Consider the following 23,938-nt stretch of genomic DNA (forward strand, 5'->3'; position numbering starts at 1 on the left):
TTTCTTCTCTTCACTGATAATGTCACCAAGCTTTCCGTTTGACTCTCTACGAAAGAATTCGTCACACGACTTCGCCAATAACGAAAGGTGGGTTATTCACAATCTAGTAAAAAGGGTTGAATGAAGCCAGCTGGCAACACCGTCGTCATTGTTGGAATCGCAAACTTCGTCCGCAATCGCAAGCAAACGCGGATTACTATTCGCCACCGCTACCCCATAACCACCGGCACGGAACATGTCGATATCTATAATATCGTCTCCAAAAACGACTGTGCGACTAGGCTTTACACCCAAACGATTGCAAATAACGTTCAAAGCATGCCCCTTGTTCGCAAGGGGATTCGTAAGCATCCACAAAACATCTTCGCTAATATGCAAGGAAAAATCATCCGGAATAATACGCTGAAGCTGTTCCTTCTCGCAATCTCGCGGCACAATAATGATTTTGTCTGCTATGCCACTTGAAACATTGGAAAAATCTGTAATAATAAAATCCTGCTCGTTCCAAAGCATACGAACATCAAAATTAGTGTAACGAACGTCGTTCATCACAATACCAAGACGGAGCGTAGGTATTTTATCAAGCAATCGCAGGCAAACATCAGCAGCAAGATTAGAGTCAAAACCAAAGCGAGTAAGAGTATCAATGCTTCGCTGCGAAGTAAGTTCAGAAATAGTGCTGTGAACGCAATCAAAATCAATAAGCGCACCATTGAGATACGCGCAAACTTGAGCTTTTAAATCGTGAACAAAATCAAAAGCGCTTCCAACAGGACGAGCCGTAATAATAGCAAGCGGAATACCAGATTCGTGCAAACGCTCAGCAGCCTGCACAGTTTCGCTGCTTAAAAAGCGGCCTTCAAAAGTATCGGAATCGTGAAGCATTGTGCCGTCAAGATCAGCAATTACTAAAGAAGGAGAAAAACGAAGCATTATAGTTACCCACTATTTTTAATGTGCATAATGAATTTGTAAATCGCACAAATGCAAGCGCGTACGCAAGATCACACACAAGCCCATAAATTTTGATTTATAAAATAAAAAGCGCGCAATCTTTCGACTACGCGCTTAAAAGAATACTTAGATAAGTGAGAACTTAGTCATAAGGTTCAAGGCAACAATAACAGCCACCCAAATCAACGCTATAATAACCGTCCAACGATTTAAGTTCTTTTCTGCAACACCAGAGCTACCAGCGTTCTTCGTTAAACCGCCGCCGAACATGTCGGAAAGGCCGCCGCCCTTGCCCTTGTGCATCAAAATTAACAATGTGAGCAAAATGCTAGTGAGCACAAGCAACACCTGCAAAATAATCTTCACAGTGGACACAACCAACCTCCTGTTTTACAGTACCCGATTAAGTTTAATAATAACCTTTGACCGCTTAAGCTTATTTAGTCTCTAAACGTGTTTGCGCAGCCGTTAGTCGCACAATATTAGCAAGTTCTTGCGCATCAAGAGAAGCGCCACCAATTAAGAATCCATCGACATCTGGCTCCGCGATAAGACTTGAAGCATTAGAAGAAGTTACAGATCCGCCGTAAAGAATACGGACAGTATCTGCAACATCGTCACCGAACGTAACGCGCAAGTCTTCACGAATAGCCAATGCAGCTTCCTGAGCTGAATTAGCAGTGGCAACCATACCAGTACCAATTGCCCAAACTGGCTCGTACGCAATAATTAAACGCTTAGCTTGCTTCGCGTCTAAATCGCGCGTTACATCATGCACTTGCCCTACAGCAAAATCGAGCGCAACACCCTGTTGACGTTCTTTAAGACTTTCACCAACGCAAAGAATTGGCTGCATTCCTGCGGCAAGAACAGCTCGAACTTGATCAACTATATTTGCATCATCTTCAGGATGATACTTGCGTCTTTCAGAATGACCAACAATAACCATTGAACATCCAAGACTTGCAAGCATATCTGCAGAAACATCACCAGTAAAAGCACCTTGAGCAGTAACAGAAACAGCTTGAGCTCCGTACAATATTGGCAAATGGTCAGACTCAACAAGAACTTGCACGCTTCTTATTGAAGTAAAAGAAGGCATAAGTGCAATTTCACAATCGTGATAGTCGTAATGCGCGTCACGCAGTAGCCACGCAAATTTTTGTATAAAATGCGTAGCTTCGCGGTGATTGAAATTCATTTTCCAATTACCAGCGACTAACGGCTTTCTTTTGGAAACCATAATCACCCTTAAAAATTTACGATTGAGATTAATAGTATTGCGCAAATTAGTGTTATGCCGACCTCGATTTACAAAGCGGATTCATAAAATCGAAAGTCGGCATAAGCGAAAATATTTAGTTTATACTTGCTCGCGTAAATATTACTTACTCAAGCAATATTACTTACTCAAGCACACTCAAACCTGGAAGAGTCTTGCCTTCCAAGAACTCGAGAGAAGCACCGCCGCCAGTAGAAATGTGCGAGAAGCCATCTTCTGGGAATCCAAGATTGCGCACTGCAGAAGCAGAATCACCACCGCCGACTATAGTGAAAGTGCCGTTCTTAGTTGCATCGACCAAGCCCTGAGCTACAGCGCGAGTACCGGCTGCAAACTCTGGAACCTCGAACACACCCATAGGACCGTTCCAAACAACAGTCTTGGAGTCAACAATCTTGTCGTGGAAAAGCTTCTGAGAGTCAGGACCAATATCCAAGCCCATCTTGTCTGCAGGAATAGCGTCTGCTGGAACTACTTCTGGAGCAACTGGAGTATCCCCTGCTGGGAAGCCAGCGTTCACAACAATATCGGTTGGAAGCACAAGCTCAACGCCGTTCTTCTTAGCGGTTTCAATGTAGCCCTTGACTTTTTCGAGCTGATCTTCCTCGAGCAAGGAAGTACCAACTTCGTTACCCAAAGCCTTGAGGAATGTGAACACCATACCGCCGCCAATAACAAGACGATCAGCCTTAGAAAGCAAGTTTTCAATAACGCCGAGCTTGTCGGAAACTTTAGAGCCGCCGAGAACAACAGTCAAAGGACGCTCTGGGTTTTCAGTTGCGCGAGAAAGTGCCTTAACTTCCTTCTCAACAAGCAAGCCTGCAGCTGCTGGAAGATCGGCAGCAACATCGTAATTTGAACCCTGAGCGCGGTGCACAACACCAAAGCCGTCGGAAACAAATACTTCGCCAAGAGAAGCAATCTTCTTAGCGTAAGCTGCGCGCTCGGAAGCATCCTTGCTGGTTTCTTCCGCGTTGAAGCGCACATTTTCAAGCAAAACAACGTCGCCATTATTCATGGCAGCTACCTTAGCTTGAGCATCTTCGCCGTAAGTGTCTGCAGCCAAAACAACATTTGTGCCGAGCAATTCACCCAAACGCTGCGCAACTGGAGCCAAGGAAAGCTCTGGAACAACCTGACCCTTTGGACGACCAAGGTGAGCCATCAAAATCACCTTAGCACCCTGCTCACGCAAAGCCTTAATGGTTGGTAAAGCAGCACGAATACGACCATCATCAGTAATCGTCGTACCCTTGAGAGGAACGTTAAAATCAGCGCGAACCAATACGCGCTTACCACTCAAATCTCCCAAATCTTTCAGTGTCTTCATTGGTATCCTTTCCAAACCATATTGGCTTACCATATTTGACTTACATACTGGCTTACCGTGCCGGCTTACTTCGTTCAACAAAACACAAAATCAGCCTCAAACATCAACACATTGCCGGGTGCAATTATACCGCACATCTTCAACAATCCCTATGAACAACGCAGCTTTGCACCATTGCTTTGCAAACGTTGCGTCTGTAGCTTTGCAGTAATGCTTCTGCGAAAAGTGGTTTTGTAGCTTTGCAGTAATGCTTTGCAAACGTCGACTATATGTTGCTTAGTGAACTTTGACATTAATGCTCTGCAGACGTTGAGTATTTATTGCTTGGCGAACACTAACATCGGTGCTGCTGCACACTCCACACCAATCACTCTTCCTACCACACCAAAAACAACTGCGATTGGAATTAACGAGTGAGGGGTGGGTGTTGCTTGGTCGAGCAATATAAAAGCGGAACGATAGTAATAATCTTGTTGACGAATACTATTTTTGCAGAGAAAGTAAGTAAAAAACTAAACTTAACTACGCAACCGCTAAGTCCAAGTAAGGTATAAGAGCGGAGCGCTGCGAGACAAGTAACACCCACCGCTCACAGCCACATAAAAAAACCCGCCAGCCAATACAGCTACAAACCACGCAAAATCAGCATTAAAGCTGCTGCATACGCGACTTCTCAACCTTCGCTGAAAGCTGCAAAAGTCTACGAATTCGCCCTGCAATCGCATCCTTTGTAATAGGAGGATCAGCCAAGTGACCAAGCTCTTCCAAACTTGCGTCGCTATGCTCAAGACGAAGCTTTCCAGCCATCAACAAATTATCTGGAATATCGTCGCCCAAAATATCGAATGCGTGACGAACCTTTTCGCATGCCTCAGCAGCAGCCTTAGCACTACGACGCATATTCGCATCGTCAAAATTAGCCAAACGGTTTGCTTTTCCGCGAGCTTCACCGTCCGAACGCTTACCGGTCCATTCGCGAGCAGAACGAGGAGCACCAATCAAAATCAACATTCGCTCAATTGCGTCAGAATCGCGCAACGTCACTCGCTCAGAGCTACGAACCTGACGAGCCTTGGCGCTAATGCCAAGTCGCGCCGCCATAGTTTGCAAAGCATTTGCAGCCTCATGAGTTGGGCAAACAACTTCCAAATAGCTAGCTTTGCCAGGGTCGGAAATAGCACCGTGAGCCAAGAAAGCACCACGCCAAGCTGCTTTGATTTGGGCGATACTTCCACCAACAATCTCAGGTGCAAGACCTGCAACAATTCTCATACGTCGATCAAGAAGACCAGATTGCAAAGCCAGTGCTGCAGCACCACGCTCAACTACCACGTCATAGCGAACTACAGTGCCCGTAGGAGTTTGCCGAGAAACTTGAGCAATTGTTGCTTCCCTCTGGAAATAAGTTTTCAATACCTCAACAAGCCACTGAGCTGCGCGCTGAGAATCCAACTGAGCGCGAATAACAGCTTGATTATTTACTGGCCTTAAGCCGCCAGCAAAGCGCATCATTGCTGCAGCTTGAGCCATAATGACAGTCGGGAGCTCATTGTTGTTTGAAACGAGTTCATTTTTGACGTCGTCAAGAAGAGCCAAGGGACAACCTCCTACTTTTGTTCTTCTTAAAATATGAGTGCTGTTGGGTACTTGCATGATGCTGTGGCACACGACATGCCCGGCTTTCTGTGATACAGAATACGTTGGACATTTTACCGGTTTTTGCACATGCTTTACATGCTTTTAGTACAAGATTTTTTATATTTTATATAATTTACACAATTTTTATTTAATTTTTTAATTAATTTTAATTGATTAGTTTCATAATCGCATTTCACTACTTTACTTTTTCACTACTTTACTTTTTGCTACTTTACTTCTCCACTTATTATGATCTTCTCTGTAGCTCTCTTGCAGATACTGTAACTTGCAAACCGTGCAATCTCAAACGTCTAGCAAGCTCAATACTTACGGCAACAGAACGATGCTGACCGCCAGTACATCCTACAGCAATAGTCACGTAATGCTTGTCTTCTTTAGCGAATCCGTCGATAGCTGTAAGAAGCGCATTTTCGTAAGAATCTAAGAATGTAATTGCCGCAGAATTCGATAAAACATAATCTTGCACAGCTTGATCCTTACCTGTAAGCTCCCTTAATTCAGGAACCCAGAAAGGATTCGGCAAAAATCGCATATCGGCAACAAAATCAGCGTCCATTGGCATGCCGTATTTAAATCCAAAGCTGAAAATATGCACAGAAACAGTAGAAGAGCCTTTTCCAAGCAATCCTTCGTAAAGCTTTGTAGAAAGTTGGTGAATACTAAGTGCAGAAGTATCGATAATAATATTTGCGCAATCTTTCAGATGACTGAGCAGCTCTCGCTCTTCTAGAATACCGTCAATAAGTCTGCCACCGCGCTGCAAAGGATGCGGTCTACGCACAGACTCGTAACGCTTGATAAGCACAGCATCTGAAGCATCTAGAAACAGAATTCGCGTTTTTACACCAAGGTCATCAATATGCGCAAGAACTGCAAACAGGTCGTCGAAATATCCTCTAGAACGCACGTCAATAACAGCAGCAAGCTTATGCACTTTAGAACCGGATGAAGTCATCATATCTACTAGCGGTATGAGCAGTTTTGGCGGAAGATTATCGATAACATACCATCCCATATCTTCCAACGCGTTAGCAGCGTGCGAGCGCCCAGCTCCGCTCATGCCTGTAATTAGCATAACTTCAAATCTGTCAGATAGTTGCATACTAGTCGACGCGGAACGTTGCGTAGTATGTTGCGCATCACGTTGCACATCACTTTGCGTAGTATGTTGCGTATTATCGCTCATAATGCCTCCTGTAAGGCTTTTCGCATGAGACTACTTAAGTCATCGTAATATCTAGCCTTGTCAGCACTAGGTTTATAACCAAGCTCAGAACCAGTCTCAGCACAATCCTCAGCGCCAGTCTTAGCACAATTCCCAAAATTTTCTTTAGATTGCCTGTACTCAATCGTCATAAGACTTACTTGTGCTAAAGCTTGTTGCAAAAGCATTTCTTCTCCGCCAATAGCGCAACCGTATTGTTGCCATACACTAAGTAGCATGCTTGGGCGAGGATCGTAAACTACGTCAAGCAATGTTCCTAATTTCGTTTGATTATTCGCACTATCTTGACAGTACGCTTTCAACGCAAACGCAATTGGATCTGCTACATGCGCTGGAACTGTGCTTATGACTATGTCTGCTTCTGCGATTGCACGAACAGCTTCGAGTGAATTTAAAGATTTCAAAATGAGAGATTTATCACATTCTGACAATTTTTCTGCACTCAATTTTTCTGCGCTATAGTCTGCAAATTTTGAAAATACTTCTTCGCTTATTGTTGGGAACTCAATACCTTGCACAGGCTCATACATAGCGTCATTTTCTTCGCTTTTATTATTTTGACCTATGCTTATTTTATTTGGAAAATCAGCGCAATACTTTTGTATAAGATTATTAAAACGTTCAACGCCTTTTACACTACCGTTATCTTCAGTTCTAGCAACAACTTGCACCTGCTCAAGCTTTGCTACTTGCGCAATTTCAATTAAAGCTGCCAATGCAGAGGACGCAGTGTTGCCGCTGCCAATAATAACAGCCTTTTTTACTTCGCATATGCGCTCATGTAATGCTTGCATAAATGTTATTAATATGCCACTTACGTCAGTGTTGTATAGCTTTATTTGCGATTGCGAAGCTGTTGCTGGGTTGCTAGTAAAAACTGCAGTATTTGCCACGTTAAGCGCGCGCGACCAGTAGTCGCAAGGTGTACCGAGTTTCATTACGGTTTTTTTAAGCGGCATAGTAAGGCTTAAGCCTTTCCAAGAATCGTCAAGATGCGCAATAAAATCGCGAAGCTCTGTTTCGCTTACTTTTTCCTTACTATATTGCCAATTTGTAAGACCTAAAGCCTTATAAGCCGTGTTGTGAAGCACAGGCGACAGCGAATGTGAAATAGGATCTCCCAAAACTGCGCAATGATATGTTTTTAACATTTTTCTCTCCCCTATTAGTAAGTTAGTACGCTAATAAATCTTTTGGATCAACACAAAAACGCAACTCTCCTGCAGCACGTGTTGCTACGTGACGAGCTACTTCCTTGTGCAATCGGTTCACTAATTCTTGTCTTAAATAAAGCGGAACTCTTACTACAGCTTTTACACGGTCGTAAATATCGTCAAAATGCTGGTATCTGTCTGTAACAGGCGGATGCATTGGAACAATTCCTAATAATGGAGAAATTGCTGAAAAATCAGCATCTTGACTACTTTCGCACCCAAGATTTTCTTGCATTGCACCAATGTTTTCAAGCGCATGCATAACCGCATCACGAGCACCCCATACGCATGCTGCAGTTACACAAGGCGGCAATATTGCTTGAGCTCTTTCTGAAAGCTCATTGCAAGAAAGTTGAGTCGTATCCCACAATGTAAGCGCACGCGCAAGAACAGGATACGTTTCGCCAATCAAAAGCACACTTCCTCCGCGCGCTCTAGGAGCACATAAAGCAGAAGCTTTCATCCACGAATTAAGTGTATCTATTCGCGCATCAAGCCCCGAAGCGTACAAACTTACCCACGTATCGAGTATTGCTACAACACCATATTCTCCGTTACAATTTGCGTCTTGCGTTTGTACGCGAGGCTCACATCCAGGAGTTGCAACAACAATTACAGGTTTTTCATCAATACACTGGATAATTCCGTTCGGTTGGTGTTGTGACGAAATAATAATAGGCACGTTGCGAAATAGTTTAGATAATTCTTCTGCAACACCAGCAGCGCCAACTTGTATAACTCGCATATTGCTACTGCCACAATTAGAACAAGACCAATTTATTGCACTAGCACCACACCACGAGCAACGTGCTGTTTGCTGACTATTTGCAACATCGAGAGGCCCGGTACATCGTCTACAGCGCGCTTGACGTTTGCAAGAAGAGCATATAGCCGATTGCGTCACACCATCTTGCGCAATAGAAAGCAGCACAGGCTTACCATCCGAAAGAGCATCATTAATAGCTCTTACTGCGCTATGCGGTATGCGAGCGCCAATACTTGGGTCAGCTAATTTCAATAAAGCTTCACGATTAAGCCAACGAACCCACGGAACTAACTTTTCGCGAGCAAGTTTACTCGCACTTACAGGGATGCTAGATCCGCTTATTGTTTCAGCAGTTTTAGCAGATTGAGTAGTTTGAATAACTTTAGTAGTTTGAACAGATTGCTCACCTTGCGCATCTTGCGCATTTGACATATAGCAGTCTACTTCACTTTGACTAAGCGCGCTTCTGGAATACGACATTGACACAAATACGCCGCCATGCCTTTTCGCACGAAGTCGCATAACTCCACGCGCTTGAGCATACGGCATCATGCCATCAGCATATTGGTACGCGCAATCTTCAACAATCGCAAATAAAGCATCTCCCTCAACTGGAGCATACATTGCAGCTCTAGTGCCAAGAACGCAAGGAACTATTCCGGACGCGATTGCACGCCAAGCTCTATATCTATCAGCTGGAGGATCCGCAGCACAAAGTCGAGCTACATCGCCATCAAAACTTCCAGCAGAAAAACCACGATGATTCTCACTGACACGCTTATATGGCTTTAATCCGTAAACCATTAGCGCGCGCATTACATCATTTACTTCTCTTAGCGTCGGCAAAACTACAACAGCTTGCTTACACGCGCTTAAAGCAGTGACAATCATCCACGCTAAATCTTGTGCAAGTCGGCAAGAACCTGGTAAAGCGTCTACAATAAAAGATTGAGAAGAATTATTTTCTGCTTGCTTGACTAATTGATTTTCTGTTTTATTTTCACTAAAACTTGCGTCAATAGATTTTTTGATTAATGCATTGTATAAAATATTTGCATTTTCGTAATCATAAATCATGCGAGAAGTTGTAGCGTAACCTGGGTTTGTATTGTTATCGTTTTGCAAACGCTTCTTAAGATTTTCACGCCACTGTTTTCTGCGTTGCAAGCGTATGTTGTCAAAAACTTCCTCATGCTCAACACGAGCTACGCGTTGAGGCACAGCAAGACGCAAAATATTTGAGCTAGTTCCACCATAAGCTTTAGCTATGGCGTCAATATCGTCTCGCAAAGATTTAGAAAGCAAAACATCTGAAGGAAACACGCGCTCTAAAAATCTTAAAGCAGTATGAGGGGTGTCTGTATGCGAAGAACGAGACCAAATAACTCCAGTGAGCTTTTGTGCTCCAAAACGAACGCGTACAAACGCCCCAGGCTGAGCAGATTCATCTTGATCTTGCGATATCAAGTAATCAAAAGTACGACCTAAATGTGAAGCTTGAACATCAAGCATCACATGCGCAATAGGGCATTCATTAGCAGGCACTAGAGAAACAGCATTGCGCTTACGTCTTGTTTTACGCGCTAAGCCGTCTAGCGAAGGTTGCTCTGCCATAAATAACCCTTAGTTTTACTTGAATTACATCACATAATTACTGTTATTTTACAGCAAAATTTATCAATAAAACTACTTTTTTAGCGCATCTTTCAATTGCTCAATACGATTCGTTTCTTCCCAAGGGAATTTGACATCCGTACGACCAAAATGACCATAAGCTGCGGTTGGAGCATAAATTGGCTTAAGCAAGTTAAGCTCATCAATAATCGCAGCTGGACGCAAATCAAATACTTCACGCACAGCACGCGCAATATCTGCACGCGTAATACCTTCAGCTTCAGTTCCGAAAGTTTCTACGTTTACGCTTACAGGATCAGCAATACCAATAGCATAAGCAACTTGAACTTCTGCCTTATGAGCTAAACCAGCTGCCACAATATTTTTTGCAACCCAGCGAGCTGCATAAGCTGCAGAACGGTCAACTTTGCTAGGATCCTTACCGGAAAAAGCTCCACCACCATGATGAGCAGCACCACCATAAGTGTCAACAATAATTTTTCGACCAGTTAAGCCCGAATCAGCTGCAGGACCTCCCAAAACGAAGGAGCCAGTAGGGTTTACAAGCATACGGTACGAATCGTGCGCAACTTTTTGAGCAAGAACTTCGTCCAACACAGGATTAACAACATGTTCAACAAGCTGATCTTGTAACCAGTCTCTAGAAACTTCTGGGTCATGCTGAGTAGAAATAAGCACAGTATCCAAACGTTTAGGCAATCCTTTTGAATCATACTCAATCGTTACTTGAGTTTTCCCATCTGGACGCAAATGCGCAACAGTGCCATCTTTACGAACTTTAGCAAGCTTTTGAGCTAAACGATGAGCAAGATAAATCGGCAAAGGCATTAAAGTATCTGTTTCGTCGCTAGCGTAACCAAACATAACACCTTGATCGCCTGCACCTTGAGCAGCGTAGTGCTCCTCACGAGAAGATGCACTCTCGCAAGAAGCATCCAACCTAGCAACACCTTGATTAATTTCTGCACTTTGCTCAGTTAAAGAAACCATAACACCACAAGAATCAGCATCAAGACCAATTGTGGAGCTCGTGTAGCCAACATTACGAACAACTTGACGCACGATTCCCGGAATATCGCTATAAACTTCACCACGCACTTCGCCAAAAACCACAAACTGACCAACGGAAGCACAAACCTCTACAGCAACATGCGCATGAGAATCCTGACGAAGCATATCGTCCAATATAGCGTCAGCAATTTGATCGCATAACTTGTCAGGATGACCTTCAGTTACAGATTCTGCAGAAATTAATTTACGTTCTTCCACATTTCCCCCTTACGTTTATAGTCGATAAGGCTAAATACAGGCTAAATAAAGTGAAAAACGCAGCCGTGCATCCGCTTTATTGAGCACGGATGATACGCGACTGCGAATACCCATAAAGACGTTTATTAGCAAGGCTTATTAATTACCTTCGCTTAAATCGTCCTCACCAAGAGTCTCTTCAAGCAATCCAGCATTAATTTCGCGGAAAGCAATAGCTAAAGGCTTTTCTTGATTTTGATACTCAACTAGTGGGCCAACATTTTGAAGCAAACCTTCATTAAGCTGAGTAAAATAAGCATTAATTTGACGTGCTCGTTTTGCAGCAAATAAGGCAAGCGCATACTTGGAATCCGCATGTTGCATTAAATCATCAATCGGTGGATTCGCAAGACCAGTAGGTGTTGGCTGAGTGCCTAATGCCATAATATTCTCCAAATTCTATGGTGCCACAATAGTTCCAAAAGGCTTATTATATGCTATCGATTGGATATTGCGTAAGTTTTAACTATAAGTCGTATTCGCTTGCAATAACATTCCACAGTTCATCTGCGGCACGCTCAGCATTATCGTTCACAATAACAACATCAAACTCTTTAGCTGCAGCAATCTCAACTTTAGCGGTTTCCAAACGTTTTGCTTGCTGCTCAGGAGTTTCAGTACCACGACCAATAAGACGACGCTTAAGCTCTTCAAAGCTCGGAGGCGCAATGAACACGTACACGACTTCTAATCCAAGACGAGCTGCCTCTTGTTTTACACGCCTAGCTCCTTGCAAATCTATTTCCAACAAAGTAGGAATATCTTGCGTAAGATGATCCAAAACAGGCTGAAGAAGGGTGCCATAATGAGCCATGCCATGAACCAGCGCAGTTTCCAAGAATTCGCCATTACGCTTACGACGCTCAAATTCTTCTTCATCTAAGAACCAATAGTGAATACCATTAAATTCACCAGGTCTAGGCGCACGAGTGGTAGCAGAAACAGATAGCCAAATATGAGGATGCTTCTCACGAAGTATGCCTTCTACTGTGCCTTTACCAGCCGCAGTAGGACCCGTTAATACGATTAATCGACGTCTAGACTGCGAATCTGCAGTCTCATCCGTGGCACCCATTTGTTTACCTCTCGTTTACACACATTCGCCTGAATCAACAAGAGCCTGACGAATATCCAATGCTATGCGTTCAGTTGCAGCCGAAAGTTCACCAATATCTGGACCATGCGACGCAATCGAACGCGAAACAGTTACCAATACATTACCATGTGTACCAGCAAAAACACGCTTTAAATCGTCAGCTTCTGCACCTTGCCACCCATAACCAGGAGAAAGAATTGGACCAGTAAAACTGGTTACGTCAATTCCACCACCGTTCATCCAGTCGCCAATAGTCGCTCCAACAATTAAACCAACAGAACCCATTCCTTTAGTTTTATTGTTAAAACTTTGAGCCGTTTGAGCAATTCCGTGAGCTACAGTAGTTCCGCGGTAAGTTCCGCTTTGCCTAATAGCAGTTTGCAAACTTGCGCCTTCGCGATTAGAAGTTAGAGACGCAATAAAAACACCGCGACCGTTATTAAGAGCTTCGTTAATTAAGCCGCCCATAGAACGTGCGCCATAATAAGGAAGCAAAGTAATAGCATCAGCAAGAAGCGGAGCTCCAGGCTTAAAATATGCGTCTGCAAGCGCAGAAATAGTAGTAGACAATCCTCCATGACCGCAATCAACAATAGTAATAATATCCATTTGACGAGCGGCATACAGCACACGCTCAAGCGCTGCGAAACCCTTAGAACCATAGCGCTCAAACATGCTGGATTGGAATTTAACTGCCGCTGCCCTACCATTCATAGCTTGCAGCATGCGCATAGAAAAAAGTTCAGCTCCAAGAGCATCCATGTTGTATCCCCAATTAAGCAGCATTTTGCGATGAGGATCGATTCCAACACACAATGGTCCATATTTTGCCATAGCGTTCTTCAAACGCAAACCAAAATCGGATCGTTGCGCCTGCACTTCTTGATCACGAATGCTCTCGGTCATGTATTAAGCCCGACTTTCTTGACTTTCTGCCTGTTCAATTGCAAACAACTGCTGAGCATGTTCTTGTATGCTCATCACCTGATAATCGTTGTTCTTAACAGCTTCAATAGCCATTAATACTGGTGCGAATTCGGTAATAGTAGTGAATTGCGGAAGATCAGCTGCTACAGCTGCCGCACGAATGGCATAACCATCAGTGCGCGATCCCCTTGAATTCGGCGTATTCAATACCATATCAATCTTACCATTTTCGATAAGCTCTACAACATTCTTACCGATTCTTTCATGCGCTTTCTCACTATTTGGCATATCCTTCGCCGTGTCGCCCTGACTAGAAAGCTTATCGACAATCACGGAATCAATACCATAACGACGAAGCACAGAAGCTGTACCTTCAGTAGCCCAAATAGTAAAACCAAGCTCCACTAATCGCACTGCAAGAAGCGGAAGTTGACGCTTATCTGCATCACTTACAGACACAAACACGTTGCCGCTGGTAGGCAAACCACCCTTGTATGCTGCAAGCTGGCTCTTAGCAAAAGCATGTGGGAAGTCACGATCGAAGCCCATAACTTCGCCAGTAGAGCGCATTTCTGGTCCAAGTAAAATATCAACCGTACGACCAACAGGAGTACGGAAACGCTTGAAAGGCAGCACAGAAGCTTTGATAGCAACCTGCTGACCTGGGTGAATATCTCCGCCATCGCCTTGCGGGAGAAGAAGTCCACGCTTGCGCTGCTGTGCAATGGTTTCACCAGCCATAATTCGAGCAGCAGCTTTAGCAAGAGCAACGCCAGTAGCTTTAGAAGCAAACGGAACAGTACGAGACGCTCGAGGATTTGCTTCAATTACATACAAAGTGTTTGCCATAAAAGCGTACTGCACGTTAATCAGACCGCGAACAGAGCAGCCGCGAGCAATCGAAAGCGTACCCTCGCGAAGGCGTCGAATTTGATCGTCCGAAAGCGTGCTTGGAGGAAGAGTACAAGCAGCGTCACCAGAGTGCACACCAGCTTCCTCAACATGCTCCATAATGCCGCCAATATAAAGCTCGTTGCCGTCGTAAAGCGCGTCAACATCGATTTCAATAGCGTCCTGAAGGAACTTATCAATCAAAAGCGGCGAAGGCAATCTGCCAGAAACAACCGTGTCTGCTCGAGCCTCATCCAATGCGCGATCAACATACTTTGCAAGCTGAGCGTCGTCGTATACAATCTCCATTCCGCGACCGCCGAGCACGTAGCTTGGGCGCACAAGAACCGGGTAGCCGATTGCGTGAGCTGCATCTTTTGCTTCCTCAAGACTCAAAGCTGTGCCGTATCGAGGAGCGTTCATGCCTTCTTGACGAAGAACCTCGCCGAAAAGCTCACGGTTTTCAGCCAAATCAATAGCCTCAGGAGTCGTTCCCAAAATTGGAACTCCTGCAGCTTTAAGACGAGCAGCAAGCGAAAGTGGCGTTTGGCCACCAAGCTGCACAATCACGCCCTTAACAGGTCCAAGCTTCTTTTCTGCTTCGTAAATTTCAAGCACATCTTCGAAAGTAAGAGGCTCAAAGTAAAGGCGGTCAGACATGTCGTAATCTGTAGAAACTGTTTCAGGATTGCAATTAACCATAATGGTGTCGTAATCCTTGCCCAATTCCTGAACAGCGTGAACGCAAGTGTAATCAAACTCAATACCCTGGCCGATTCTGTTTGGACCAGAGCCAAGGATAATCACAGCTTCGCGATCGCGCTTCTTCAACTCGCTTTCGTCAGCGTAGCAAGAATAGTAGTACGGAGTTGCTGCGTCGAACTCAGCTGCGCAAGTATCAACAGTCTTGTAAACAGGGCGCAAACCGTAAGCCCAACGAAGCTCACGAACCATGTTTTCGCCTTCGTCGCCAAGATTACGCAAATGCGCAATCTGCACGTCCGAAAGACCAGCAAGTTTAGCACGCTTCAAAACTTTAGGAGTTAAGGTTTCAGCTTCACGAACTGCGAGCGCAGTTTCGTTAATTTGAGCCAGCTGCTCTACAAACCAAGGGTCGATTTTTGTTGCTGCAAAAATTTGATCTGGCGTTGCTCCACCCCAAAGCGCGCGCTGGATTTGCAAGTAGCGATGCTCGGTTGGAGTATGCATTTCTTCAAGAAGCTTATTAACTTCTTCCTTGCTTGGGCGCTCGCCATCCCAGCTAAAGCACGCGTGACGCTTGTCGATTGAGCGCATTGCTTTTCCAAGGGATTCCTGGAAGTTTCCAGCCAAAGCCATTGCTTCGCCAACTGACTTCATAGAAGTTGTAAGCGTGGTGTCTGCTCCTGGGAACTTTTCGAAAGCAAAGCGCGGAATCTTCGTTACAACATAGTCGATTGTTGGCTCGAAGCTTGCAGGAGTTGAACGCGTAATATCGTTTTGAATTTCGTCCAAAGTGTAGCCGAGAGCAAGTTTCGTTGCGATTTTTGCGATTGGGAAGCCAGTTGCTTTAGATGCGAGCGCGGAAGAACGAGACACACGCGGGTTCATTTCGATTACGATAATGCGACCAGTTTGAGGGTTGATTGCGAACTGAATATTGCAACCACCGGTGTCAACGCCAACGCCTCGAATAATAGCGATACCGATATCGCGCATCTTTTGATACTCTCGGTCGGTAAGCGTAAAGCAAGGAGCTACTGTAATCGAGTCGCCAGTGTGCACGCCTACAGGATCGACGTTTTCGATTGGGCAAACAACTACGACGTTATCTTTTGCGTCGCGCATAAGTTCAAGCTCAAACTCTTTCCAGCCTTCAATGCCTTCTTCAATAAGCACTTCGTTGGTTGGAGAATAGTGAATGCCGGCTCCTGCAATGCGGTGAAGCTCTTCTTCGTTATGAGCAATACCAGAGCCCAAGCCGCCCATTGTGAAGCTTGGACGTACTACTACCGGGTATCCTAAAGTTTCAACAATTTTGTCTACTTCTTCAATCGAGTGAGCAATAAAGGATTTTGCTGACTCAGCTCCGGCTTTTTCAACGACTTTTTTGAAAAGCTCTCGGTCTTCACCGCGGTCGATTGCTTCCAAAGAAGCGCCAATAAGCTCAACGTTATATTTTTCTAGGATTCCTGCACGACCCAAATCCATTGCAGCATTAAGTGCAGTTTGACCACCAAGCGTTGGAAGAAGCGCATCCGGACGCTCCTTTGCAATAATTCGCTCCAAAATCGAAGTGTCAATTGGCTCAATATATGTTGCGTCCGCAAGTTCCGGGTCGGTCATAATCGTAGCCGGGTTAGAGTTGACCAAAATTACGCGAATGCCTTCTTCGCGAAGAACTCGGCAAGCCTGCGTTCCGGAATAATCAAACTCTGCAGCCTGACCAATAACAATCGGGCCGGAACCAATTACCATAACCGACTTAATATCAGTACGTTTTGGCATAGTAAACTTCTCTTTCCGTAAATCTTAAAATCTTACTTGCTTTTTCGAGTGTTTTCGCGCATCAATTGCACAAAACGGTCAAATAGATAGGAAGCATCGTGCGGGCCTGCTGCAGCTTCCGGATGATATTGCACTGAGAACGCTGGAATATCAAGGCATTGTAAGCCTTCTACAACATTGTCGTTCAAGTCAATATGCGAAACTAGCACGCGACCAAAGTGACCGTTTCCATAAGGAGATTGGACAGGACCGTCAAGAGGAGCGTCCACTGCAAAGCCGTGATTATGAGCTGTAACTTCCACTTTTCCGGTTGTAACGTCTTTTACAGGCTGATTAATACCACGGTGACCAAACTTCAGCTTGTAAGTGCCAAAGCCGAGCGCGCGACCAAGCAACTGGTTTCCAAAGCAGATACCAAAGAACGGGTATCCTGCATCCAAAACTTTGCGCAAAAGATCAACTTCGCGATTTGCTTGGCCAGGATCTCCAGGACCATTCGAGAAGAATACGCCGTCTGCGTTAAGAGCTTGCAGCGATTCGAAGCTTATTGAGGAGCTTACGACATGCACGCGGCAGCCGCGCTCAGCCAAACGGTGAGGAGTCATAGATTTAATACCAAAGTCAACTGCTACAACCGTGTAAAGCGGATCTTTTCCTTCAAAATCACCGCAAGGCTCAATCGTGTATGTCTCTTTAGTACTGACTTCATCCGTTAAGCGCAAGCCCTGCATTTGAGGAGTTTGCTTAATTTCGTCAACGAAAGAAGCAACGGTACGAAAAGCCCCGGTTGACGGATCAACCAGGGCCTTATTAGAAAAAATGCCGGCACGCATAACGCCTACCGAGCGTAAATGACGTACCAGCTTTCGAGTATCAATACCACTAATGCCAACGATACCTTGCTTTTGTAAATCGTCTTCCAAGGAACCTTCAGCTCGCCAATTGCTAACTACTGGGCTCGGCTCCTTAACCACATAACCTGCAACCCAAATGTGGGCAGATTCTGGATCTTCATGATTCATTCCCGTATTACCTATATGTGGGAATGTTTGAACTACGATTTGTTGATCATAACTTGGATCAGTTAATGTTTCTTGATAACCAGTCATGCCCGTGGAGAACACAATCTCAGCGCGCGTAGAACCTTGCGCACCGAAAGGCTTACCAACGTAAACCTGACCATCCTCCAACACCAATACTGCATCATCACTGCCGAATCCGGCAAAGGTGTCGTTGTAATCCACCTTAACCCCCTTATGGCTTTAGGATATTCGTGGTAAGTCTACTCAGGTTGGCGGACGGGCGACGCGCCGGCGATAGTTATTGCTTCTTACTCGGCAGCAGCTTCTTCCGTAGACTCTTCCGTAGCAGCGTCTTCAGGAGAAGATTCGCCGTTAAACTTTGCCAAGCAAGCATCTTTATCTGCCATAATCGCGCTTAGTAAGCCGTGAATAAACGCAATAGCTTCGTCATCGCTATACATTTTTGCGAGCGCAATCGCCTCGTCAATAGCAACTTTATCTGGAATCTCATCGTTAAGAAGCATTTCCCACACCGCAATGCGCAAAATATTGCGATCGATAACAGCCATTCTGCCAACTTTCCAGCCAGTCGAATAGCGGTTTAGCGTCTTGTCGATTCTGTTACGTCGCTCTCCTACGCCTCGAACAATCTCAACAGCGTACTCTGGGAGCGGAGTTTGAGCGCCAGGCTCCTTAACTCGCTCCTCAAGCAAAGAAAGAATATGTTGATTCTTCTCATCCGCCTCATACAGCGTATTCAAAGCCCTTTTACGAGCGGTAGAACGTGCCATCGTAACGCCCTTCTGTGTAACGTATAAAAATTACTTAATAAAGTTGTATCAAAAATTACGCGACCCAGCAACGAATAATCGCCACCGGGTCACTCTATAAAAATTATTGAGAAATAAATAGCTAATTTAATTAGATAACTAATTATTTTAATTAGATAATTAATTCTTTAGTTTTCACGACCAAGATAAGAGCCGTCACGAGTGTCGACCTTCACCTTTTCGCCTTCACCCACAAAGAGTGGAACCTGGATTTCAGCACCGGTTTCCACTGTTGCAGGCTTAGTACCAGCGTTAGAACGGTTGCCTTGCAAGCCTGGCTCAGTGTGAGTAATAGTCAAAATCACTGAAGCTGGAAGCTCAACGCTCAAAGGAGTACCGTCATGGAAGCTTACGATGCAGTCGGTGCCCTCAAGCAAATACTTGCTCTGCTCGCCAACTAAAACCTTAGGAATATAAACCTGGTCGTAAGTGGTCATATCCATAAAGACGAAGTTGTCGCCATCTTCGTATGAATATTGCAACGTGCGGTTATCAACGGTCTCGAACTCCATCTTCATGCCGGCATTAAAAGTCTTGTCGACAATCTTGCCCGAGAGCACGTTCTTAATGGTGGTACGCACAAAAGCAGGACCCTTGCCTGGCTTCACGTGCTGGAACTTAACGACGGTCCAAAGCTGACCGTCAAGGTTCAAAACCGATCCATTCTTAATATCATTGGTAGTCTGTGCCACGAGTTACCCGTTTCTTTCGCTAATAGGCTGCAAGTTAAGCAGCTAAGAAATAAACCTTGCTTATTATGCCACAAAGTGTCAACTTAATATATTTGAAGATTATTTTTCAGCAAATTCAACAATTTTGAAACAAATTCAGCAACGTCATCTTTATCTGCACTTTTTGTTAAAACAGACACTCCAATCTTGTTCTTGCCCTTCTTAAGAATCAAGAAATAGTTATAAACATTCTTAATTCCTTGACCACGATGAGCCATAACCTCTATGCCGTCTGGAACGTTCACGCCATCAGCAGAAATATCGTAACCCGTCGCATTGGCAATAGTCGAATTTTGCATAGCTTTTGAAAGCATCATCGCAGCATCATGAGAAGAAGTAAGATTTTCGTGACCATCGTTCGATGCATCAATATCACCATATTTGCGAGTAAAAGATGTATTTGCATAGCCATTATCTGACAGCCATTGATCTAATCCGTCTATGCCACCTTGATCATCTAAAAGTTCATTAGCGGAATCATTACTCATTGTCTTAATAACATCTTCACATTTATCTTCATAATCATGATGTGGATTATCCTTAGTATAAAGAACAACAGGGAAGTAAAAACCTACAGCAGGGAATGTTTTACGAGAATTAGAAGACTCATACAATATGCCCTTCTTGCCAGAAATTGCTACAGATACGCTATTATTTGAAGCAAAATTGTTTACTAATTTATTGATTTTTTTGGTATTGAGCTTTTCACTCGCTCCAATAGCGTTATCCTTATCGCTGCTAGTATCACTATCTTCATCGTCTGAATCTAAATCATCATTGGTTAGAACATGCTGCTTAGATTTATTATTTTTTGATTTTGATGATTGTAATTCAGTTTTATTATTTGATTGAGCTGTTCGCGCATTATTTACATACCACCATGCACCAGCACCTATCACCAAAACACAGGCAATAATAGCGGCTATTAAAGTAATAATTACTTTCTTCTTGCGCTTATCATCATCTGAATGAGAATAATTAGCCGGAGCTTCGCCTTGTGCGTAAGGTGAATTATTCATAGAAGGCTGTTCGTTCGAAGAACCCATAATAGGAGAACCTGAAACGCTTAGATTATCCGATAAAGCTTCCTGCGCAGGAAATACAGTAGTAGGCACTTCGTTAGTAGGCAATTCGTATTGTTGATTTTGGATTGCTGACTCGACTGCTGGCGTAACTTCTAAAAGCGCTCCGCAAGTATTGCAAAACTTGCTATTATCATCATTTTTATTACCACATTGCGTGCAGAACATATTCTTCCTTTAAACAAATGCATCTATTGCAACACATGATTTTACACCAGCCTACAATAAATATTTCAAATTCTTTATAAAAATTGCCTTTTCTTTAACTACAAAGACTGCGTAGCAATAACGCAACACCAGCATACCTACATACAGCAATACAATCATAATGCCATAACACACTATAAATACCGAACAAAATCATACTTCATTAAAACTTAAAAAACTAATATACTACTTTTATGAAACTTCTTGGCAATATTGTGTGGCTGATATTCGGCGGTCTTTTCATTGCTGCAAGCTGGTTACTTATAAGTTTCCTTCTTTGCATAACCGTTATTGGCATACCATTCGGTATTCAAGCATTCAAAATGGCAAAGCTCACGCTCACGCCATTTGGAAAACATGTTATTTACCGAGGCGGCACTAGCACAATTTGGAACATACTATGGATTGTATTTTTCATTGGGCCAATGCTTGCATTAGGCTATATCGTTTCAGGATTCATTTGCTGCTGCACAATTGTTGGCATTCCATTTGGCATACAATCTTTCAAAATGGCAAAACTTGCGTTGTGGCCGTTTGGTTCCGAAATTGTAGAAGATAGTTACGCACCATATGTACGCAAGTAATCGGCAGCGCGCGAAGCTAATTCCTCATCCATAACTGGCTTACCGTCAGCATTAACTAAACGCTTTGCTGCAGCGAAAATTTCGCGCACATTTGCAATTGGCAAAACTGGGAAACCAAACTCCTGCTCTACTGCTTTTACTGCAGAAAGCTCACTGTCTTTCGTGCGTTCCATTCTGTCTACTGCCAAAATCAAGCCAACAACTTGCACATTTGCTTCCGCTTTAAGCTTTGGCAAAGTTTCGCGAACTGCAGTTCCAGCAGTCATCACGTCGTCAACTAACAGAACTTTCATGCCGTCTTTTAACGGTTTTCCAACCATAATTCCGCCGTCGCCATGATCCTTTCGCTCTTTGCGATCGAAAGTAAAACCAACAGGCATATTGTGATTATTCGTCAAAGCCATTGCCGTAGAAACTGCCAGCGGAATACCCTTATAAGCAGGGCCGAAAACAGTGTCGATATCTTGCGGAAGTTTGCCATCTTCGATTGCTGCAACAACGCGCTCAGCGTAGTATGCGCCTAGATTTGCGATTTTCATGCCGTCGTCAAAAGCACCAGCGTTAATAAAATAAGGTGATTGACGACCAGATTTCAGCGTAAAGTCACCAAATTTAAGCGCACCTGAATCAAGCAAAAACTTTGTAAAACGTTCGTCTAATTCTGCCATAATTAGCTCTCTTTCTTAAAATGATTTTAAATACTTTCTAAATACTTTTTAAATACTTAATTTCAGCGCCAAGTTTTGCCTTCAGCGAGTAAAGACGCAAGCTTTGGACGAGAATCAAGCAAATCGTCAAGCTCGCGGGCAATGCGAATAGGAGCAGTAGGATCCACCAAAGCAGCAGCACCAACTTCTACAGCATTCGCGCCAGCATACAAGTATTCCAAAGCTTTTTCGCCAGAATCAATGCCACCAATGCCAATAATTGGAATATCTGGCATAGCTTGACGAACTCTCCACACAAACCCAAGTCCAATCGGGAAAATAGCAGGACCGGAAACACCGCCCGTGCGATTTGCAATAATCGGCTCGCCTGTTCGAATATCAATTCGCAAACCAACCAGCGTATTAATCATGCTAAGAGCATCCGCACCAGCGTCAACAGCAGCTTTGCAAATCGAAACAATATCCGTCACATTTGGCGTCATTTTCACGATCATTGGCTTGCTTGTCATTGCGCGAAGACGCTTAATTAAGCGGTGCAATGCAACCGGATCCGTGCCAACGCTCATTCCGCCGTGAGTCACGTTTGGGCAGCTTACGTTAATTTCAAGCATGTCTGCAGCAGAATCTGCAAGCTTTTCAACAACTTGCGCATAATCCTCGTCACTGTGACCAGCAACATTAGTAATAACAAGCGCTCCCATGGATTTTAGTTTTGGCAACTCGTCTACTAAATAATGGTCGACACCAGGATTTTGCAAGCCCACTGCGTTTACCATTCCAGAAGGAGATTCTGCAGTGCGCGGAGAAGGATTTCCTTCCCAAGGAACAGGGGAAACACCTTTTGTACAAATTGCGCCGAGTTGGCTTACGTCGTAAAAGCGTCGGCAAGCTGCAAGCTGGAAAGTTCCAGAAGCTGTACCAACCATGTTTTTCCACTTAACGCCTGCAACTTGAGTTGGATGCTTCCAAATGTGGCTAGTGTCAAAGCCAAAAGTTTCAGCGGAATTTGCGTTATTTACAAAATTATTTTCGGCATTATTTACAGCACTCATATTTTTTACTCCCAACCCAAACGATTCGCATCAAAAACAGGACCGTCGTTGCAAACTTTCAACCTGCCTTCCAAAGTGTCAACAACGCAAGCAACGCAAGTTCCGTATCCGCAGCCCATACGCGCTTCTAAACTGAGCTGGCACTCAATATTTCTTTCATGCGCCCAGTGAGCTACAGCTTTCATCATAGGCAAAGGTCCGCAAGACAAAATAACCGTTGGTAAATTGTCTTCGAAATCAAAATGCTTAACTTTTTCAAGTTCGTCAAGAAGTGTAATAACAGTTCCTTCAGCATTTGTAATACTGTGTACGTCTGAAATATATTCTTTCATTAAATCATCTGCAAAACGCTTGTTACGGTAGCCAAGCACTGCCGTTACGCTAGAATCTTCACGCTTTGAAAGCGTTTGAGCAGCACACAAAATAGGCGGCACGCCCAAACCTCCACTGACCAACACATAATGTGCAGGTTTGGAAATATTAAAGCCAAGCCCTAAAGGGCCAAGAGCGTCAATACTATCTCTTGGTTTAAGCTCAGCAAACTTAGCAGTGCCCTTGCCAATCACAGCAAAAATCAAAGTAAAAGTATCACCTTCTACGCTTGCAACTCCAAAAGGACGCGGAAGCATAGCAGTTGGATCAGGGGAATACAAGTTCACAAATTGCGCAGGAGCAGCTTTTTTAGCAATCTCAGAATCTCGCAAAGTCAAACGGTACACGCCTTCGTCTAGCTTCTCATTATTGAGTACTTCTACAGATCTGCGCCCCCAAAGGCGCGAATATTTTGCATTATTGCTTTCGTCTGCAGAACTTGATCCGGAAGAATCAAAAGCGTCTTCACGTAACGTAATTATGGCGTTTCCAGAAGCTTTTCGCGTTGGAATAAACATGCCATCACTCATGTGGTTTCCCCTACCCTTGTATGTGTTTTGTACCGTTGCGTTTTATTTTTAATTTTAATTATATTTTTAGTTATATTTATTTTAGT

21 protein-coding genes are annotated in these 23,938 nt (G+C 44.0%); 1 reads left to right on the top strand and 20 read right to left on the bottom strand.

The window, feature by feature from the left end:
- Positions 1–96: 96 nt before the first annotated feature.
- The 17 genes from HXT57_RS04260 to HXT57_RS04340 form a co-directional block, all read right to left on the bottom strand.
- The gene (locus tag HXT57_RS04260; protein ID WP_415697873.1) at positions 97–933 is read right to left on the bottom strand and encodes an HAD hydrolase family protein; all 837 of its coding nucleotides are present in this window, start codon (positions 931–933) and stop codon (positions 97–99) included.
- 147 nt (positions 934–1,080) lie between these two features.
- Positions 1,081–1,329 carry a preprotein translocase subunit SecG gene (secG, locus tag HXT57_RS04265; protein WP_004119067.1) on the bottom strand — a complete coding sequence of 83 codons (249 nt, stop codon included), beginning with the start codon at positions 1,327–1,329 and terminating at the stop codon, positions 1,081–1,083.
- 61 nt (positions 1,330–1,390) lie between these two features.
- Positions 1,391–2,197, bottom strand: a complete 807-nt coding sequence (gene tpiA / locus HXT57_RS04270) for a triose-phosphate isomerase (protein ID WP_064340411.1) — start codon at positions 2,195–2,197, stop codon at positions 1,391–1,393.
- 163 nt (positions 2,198–2,360) lie between these two features.
- A complete protein-coding gene (locus HXT57_RS04275) occupies positions 2,361–3,566 on the bottom strand; it encodes a phosphoglycerate kinase (RefSeq protein ID WP_116431645.1) in 1,206 nt (401 codons plus the stop codon).
- Between the two features lie 648 nt (positions 3,567–4,214).
- The gene (whiA, locus tag HXT57_RS04280) at positions 4,215–5,162 is read right to left on the bottom strand and encodes a DNA-binding protein WhiA (RefSeq protein ID WP_012914259.1); all 948 of its coding nucleotides are present in this window, start codon (positions 5,160–5,162) and stop codon (positions 4,215–4,217) included.
- A 289-nt stretch (positions 5,163–5,451) separates the two neighbouring features.
- On the bottom strand, positions 5,452–6,327 hold the full coding sequence (gene rapZ / locus HXT57_RS04285; RefSeq protein ID WP_100066708.1) for an RNase adapter RapZ: 876 nt from the start codon (positions 6,325–6,327) through the stop codon (positions 5,452–5,454).
- An 80-nt stretch (positions 6,328–6,407) separates the two neighbouring features.
- Positions 6,408–7,601, bottom strand: coding sequence for a shikimate dehydrogenase family protein (locus tag HXT57_RS04290; RefSeq protein WP_415697872.1), 1,194 nt, complete (start codon positions 7,599–7,601; stop codon positions 6,408–6,410).
- Positions 7,602–7,623: 22 nt separating this feature from the next.
- Positions 7,624–10,044, bottom strand: coding sequence for a primosomal protein N' (locus HXT57_RS04295; RefSeq protein ID WP_102703157.1), 2,421 nt, complete (start codon positions 10,042–10,044; stop codon positions 7,624–7,626).
- Positions 10,045–10,116: 72 nt separating this feature from the next.
- Positions 10,117–11,334, bottom strand: coding sequence for a methionine adenosyltransferase (metK, locus tag HXT57_RS04300; RefSeq protein ID WP_012914262.1), 1,218 nt, complete (start codon positions 11,332–11,334; stop codon positions 10,117–10,119).
- 138 nt (positions 11,335–11,472) lie between these two features.
- Positions 11,473–11,757 carry a DNA-directed RNA polymerase subunit omega gene (gene rpoZ, locus HXT57_RS04305; RefSeq protein WP_004108619.1) on the bottom strand — a complete coding sequence of 95 codons (285 nt, stop codon included), beginning with the start codon at positions 11,755–11,757 and terminating at the stop codon, positions 11,473–11,475.
- A gap of 82 nt (positions 11,758–11,839) precedes the next feature.
- Entirely contained in the window at positions 11,840–12,448 is a 609-nt protein-coding gene (gmk, locus tag HXT57_RS04310; RefSeq protein ID WP_004108618.1) for a guanylate kinase, read from the bottom strand.
- 15 nt (positions 12,449–12,463) lie between these two features.
- Positions 12,464–13,375, bottom strand: coding sequence for an orotidine-5'-phosphate decarboxylase (pyrF, locus tag HXT57_RS04315; RefSeq protein WP_004108617.1), 912 nt, complete (start codon positions 13,373–13,375; stop codon positions 12,464–12,466).
- Between the two features lie 3 nt (positions 13,376–13,378).
- On the bottom strand, positions 13,379–16,774 hold the full coding sequence (gene carB / locus HXT57_RS04320; RefSeq protein ID WP_004108615.1) for a carbamoyl-phosphate synthase large subunit: 3,396 nt from the start codon (positions 16,772–16,774) through the stop codon (positions 13,379–13,381).
- A 32-nt stretch (positions 16,775–16,806) separates the two neighbouring features.
- Positions 16,807–18,018: a glutamine-hydrolyzing carbamoyl-phosphate synthase small subunit gene (gene carA, locus HXT57_RS04325; RefSeq protein WP_421783404.1), complete on the bottom strand. Its 1,212-nt coding sequence runs from the start codon at positions 18,016–18,018 to the stop codon at positions 16,807–16,809.
- Positions 18,019–18,104: 86 nt separating this feature from the next.
- Positions 18,105–18,587 carry a transcription antitermination factor NusB gene (gene nusB / locus HXT57_RS04330; RefSeq protein WP_004108611.1) on the bottom strand — a complete coding sequence of 161 codons (483 nt, stop codon included), beginning with the start codon at positions 18,585–18,587 and terminating at the stop codon, positions 18,105–18,107.
- A gap of 167 nt (positions 18,588–18,754) precedes the next feature.
- Positions 18,755–19,318 carry an elongation factor P gene (gene efp / locus HXT57_RS04335; RefSeq protein WP_004111770.1) on the bottom strand — a complete coding sequence of 188 codons (564 nt, stop codon included), beginning with the start codon at positions 19,316–19,318 and terminating at the stop codon, positions 18,755–18,757.
- A gap of 83 nt (positions 19,319–19,401) precedes the next feature.
- On the bottom strand, positions 19,402–20,607 hold the full coding sequence (locus HXT57_RS04340; RefSeq protein ID WP_004108607.1) for a zinc-ribbon domain-containing protein: 1,206 nt from the start codon (positions 20,605–20,607) through the stop codon (positions 19,402–19,404).
- A gap of 233 nt (positions 20,608–20,840) precedes the next feature.
- Between HXT57_RS04340 and HXT57_RS04345 the strand changes: the two genes are divergently transcribed.
- Positions 20,841–21,230, top strand: coding sequence for a YccF domain-containing protein (locus HXT57_RS04345; RefSeq protein ID WP_004108603.1), 390 nt, complete (start codon positions 20,841–20,843; stop codon positions 21,228–21,230).
- Here HXT57_RS04345 and pyrE read toward each other — a convergent pair.
- From pyrE to HXT57_RS04360, 3 genes are all read right to left on the bottom strand, one after another.
- On the bottom strand, positions 21,206–21,898 hold the full coding sequence (gene pyrE / locus HXT57_RS04350) for an orotate phosphoribosyltransferase (RefSeq protein WP_004106403.1): 693 nt from the start codon (positions 21,896–21,898) through the stop codon (positions 21,206–21,208). The genes HXT57_RS04345 and pyrE overlap by 25 nt on opposite strands.
- Before the next feature lie 62 nt (positions 21,899–21,960).
- Positions 21,961–22,950 carry a dihydroorotate dehydrogenase gene (locus HXT57_RS04355; RefSeq protein WP_116994678.1) on the bottom strand — a complete coding sequence of 330 codons (990 nt, stop codon included), beginning with the start codon at positions 22,948–22,950 and terminating at the stop codon, positions 21,961–21,963.
- A 5-nt stretch (positions 22,951–22,955) separates the two neighbouring features.
- Positions 22,956–23,852, bottom strand: coding sequence for a dihydroorotate dehydrogenase electron transfer subunit (locus HXT57_RS04360; protein ID WP_116994677.1), 897 nt, complete (start codon positions 23,850–23,852; stop codon positions 22,956–22,958).
- Positions 23,853–23,938 lie beyond the last annotated feature (86 nt).

It is taken from the genome of Gardnerella sp. KA00771 (genome assembly GCF_049244045.1).
In the GTDB taxonomy this organism is placed as follows: Bacteria; Actinomycetota; Actinomycetes; order Actinomycetales; family Bifidobacteriaceae; genus Bifidobacterium; species Bifidobacterium swidsinskii.

What these genes read in the sequence shown, in the direction of transcription:
- pyrE (WP_004106403.1), bottom strand. Translation starts at nt 21,898, where the DNA reads ATGGCAGAATTAGACGAACGTTTTACAAAGTTTTTGCTTGATTCAGGT.
- tpiA (WP_064340411.1), bottom strand. Translation starts at nt 2,197, where the DNA reads ATGGTTTCCAAAAGAAAGCCGTTAGTCGCTGGTAATTGGAAAATGAAT.
- HXT57_RS04295 (WP_102703157.1), bottom strand. Translation starts at nt 10,044, where the DNA reads ATGGCAGAGCAACCTTCGCTAGACGGCTTAGCGCGTAAAACAAGACGT.
- gmk (WP_004108618.1), bottom strand. Translation starts at nt 12,448, where the DNA reads ATGGGTGCCACGGATGAGACTGCAGATTCGCAGTCTAGACGTCGATTA.
- HXT57_RS04340 (WP_004108607.1), bottom strand. Translation starts at nt 20,607, where the DNA reads ATGTTCTGCACGCAATGTGGTAATAAAAATGATGATAATAGCAAGTTT.
- HXT57_RS04275 (WP_116431645.1), bottom strand. Translation starts at nt 3,566, where the DNA reads ATGAAGACACTGAAAGATTTGGGAGATTTGAGTGGTAAGCGCGTATTG.
- carB (WP_004108615.1), bottom strand. Translation starts at nt 16,774, where the DNA reads ATGCCAAAACGTACTGATATTAAGTCGGTTATGGTAATTGGTTCCGGC.
- rapZ (WP_100066708.1), bottom strand. Translation starts at nt 6,327, where the DNA reads ATGCAACTATCTGACAGATTTGAAGTTATGCTAATTACAGGCATGAGC.
- HXT57_RS04355 (WP_116994678.1), bottom strand. Translation starts at nt 22,950, where the DNA reads ATGAGTGCTGTAAATAATGCCGAAAATAATTTTGTAAATAACGCAAAT.
- nusB (WP_004108611.1), bottom strand. Translation starts at nt 18,587, where the DNA reads ATGGCACGTTCTACCGCTCGTAAAAGGGCTTTGAATACGCTGTATGAG.
- HXT57_RS04290 (WP_415697872.1), bottom strand. Translation starts at nt 7,601, where the DNA reads ATGTTAAAAACATATCATTGCGCAGTTTTGGGAGATCCTATTTCACAT.
- HXT57_RS04260 (WP_415697873.1), bottom strand. Translation starts at nt 933, where the DNA reads ATGCTTCGTTTTTCTCCTTCTTTAGTAATTGCTGATCTTGACGGCACA.
- rpoZ (WP_004108619.1), bottom strand. Translation starts at nt 11,757, where the DNA reads ATGGCATTAGGCACTCAGCCAACACCTACTGGTCTTGCGAATCCACCG.
- HXT57_RS04345 (WP_004108603.1), top strand. Translation starts at nt 20,841, where the DNA reads ATGAAACTTCTTGGCAATATTGTGTGGCTGATATTCGGCGGTCTTTTC.
- pyrF (WP_004108617.1), bottom strand. Translation starts at nt 13,375, where the DNA reads ATGACCGAGAGCATTCGTGATCAAGAAGTGCAGGCGCAACGATCCGAT.
- HXT57_RS04360 (WP_116994677.1), bottom strand. Translation starts at nt 23,852, where the DNA reads ATGAGTGATGGCATGTTTATTCCAACGCGAAAAGCTTCTGGAAACGCC.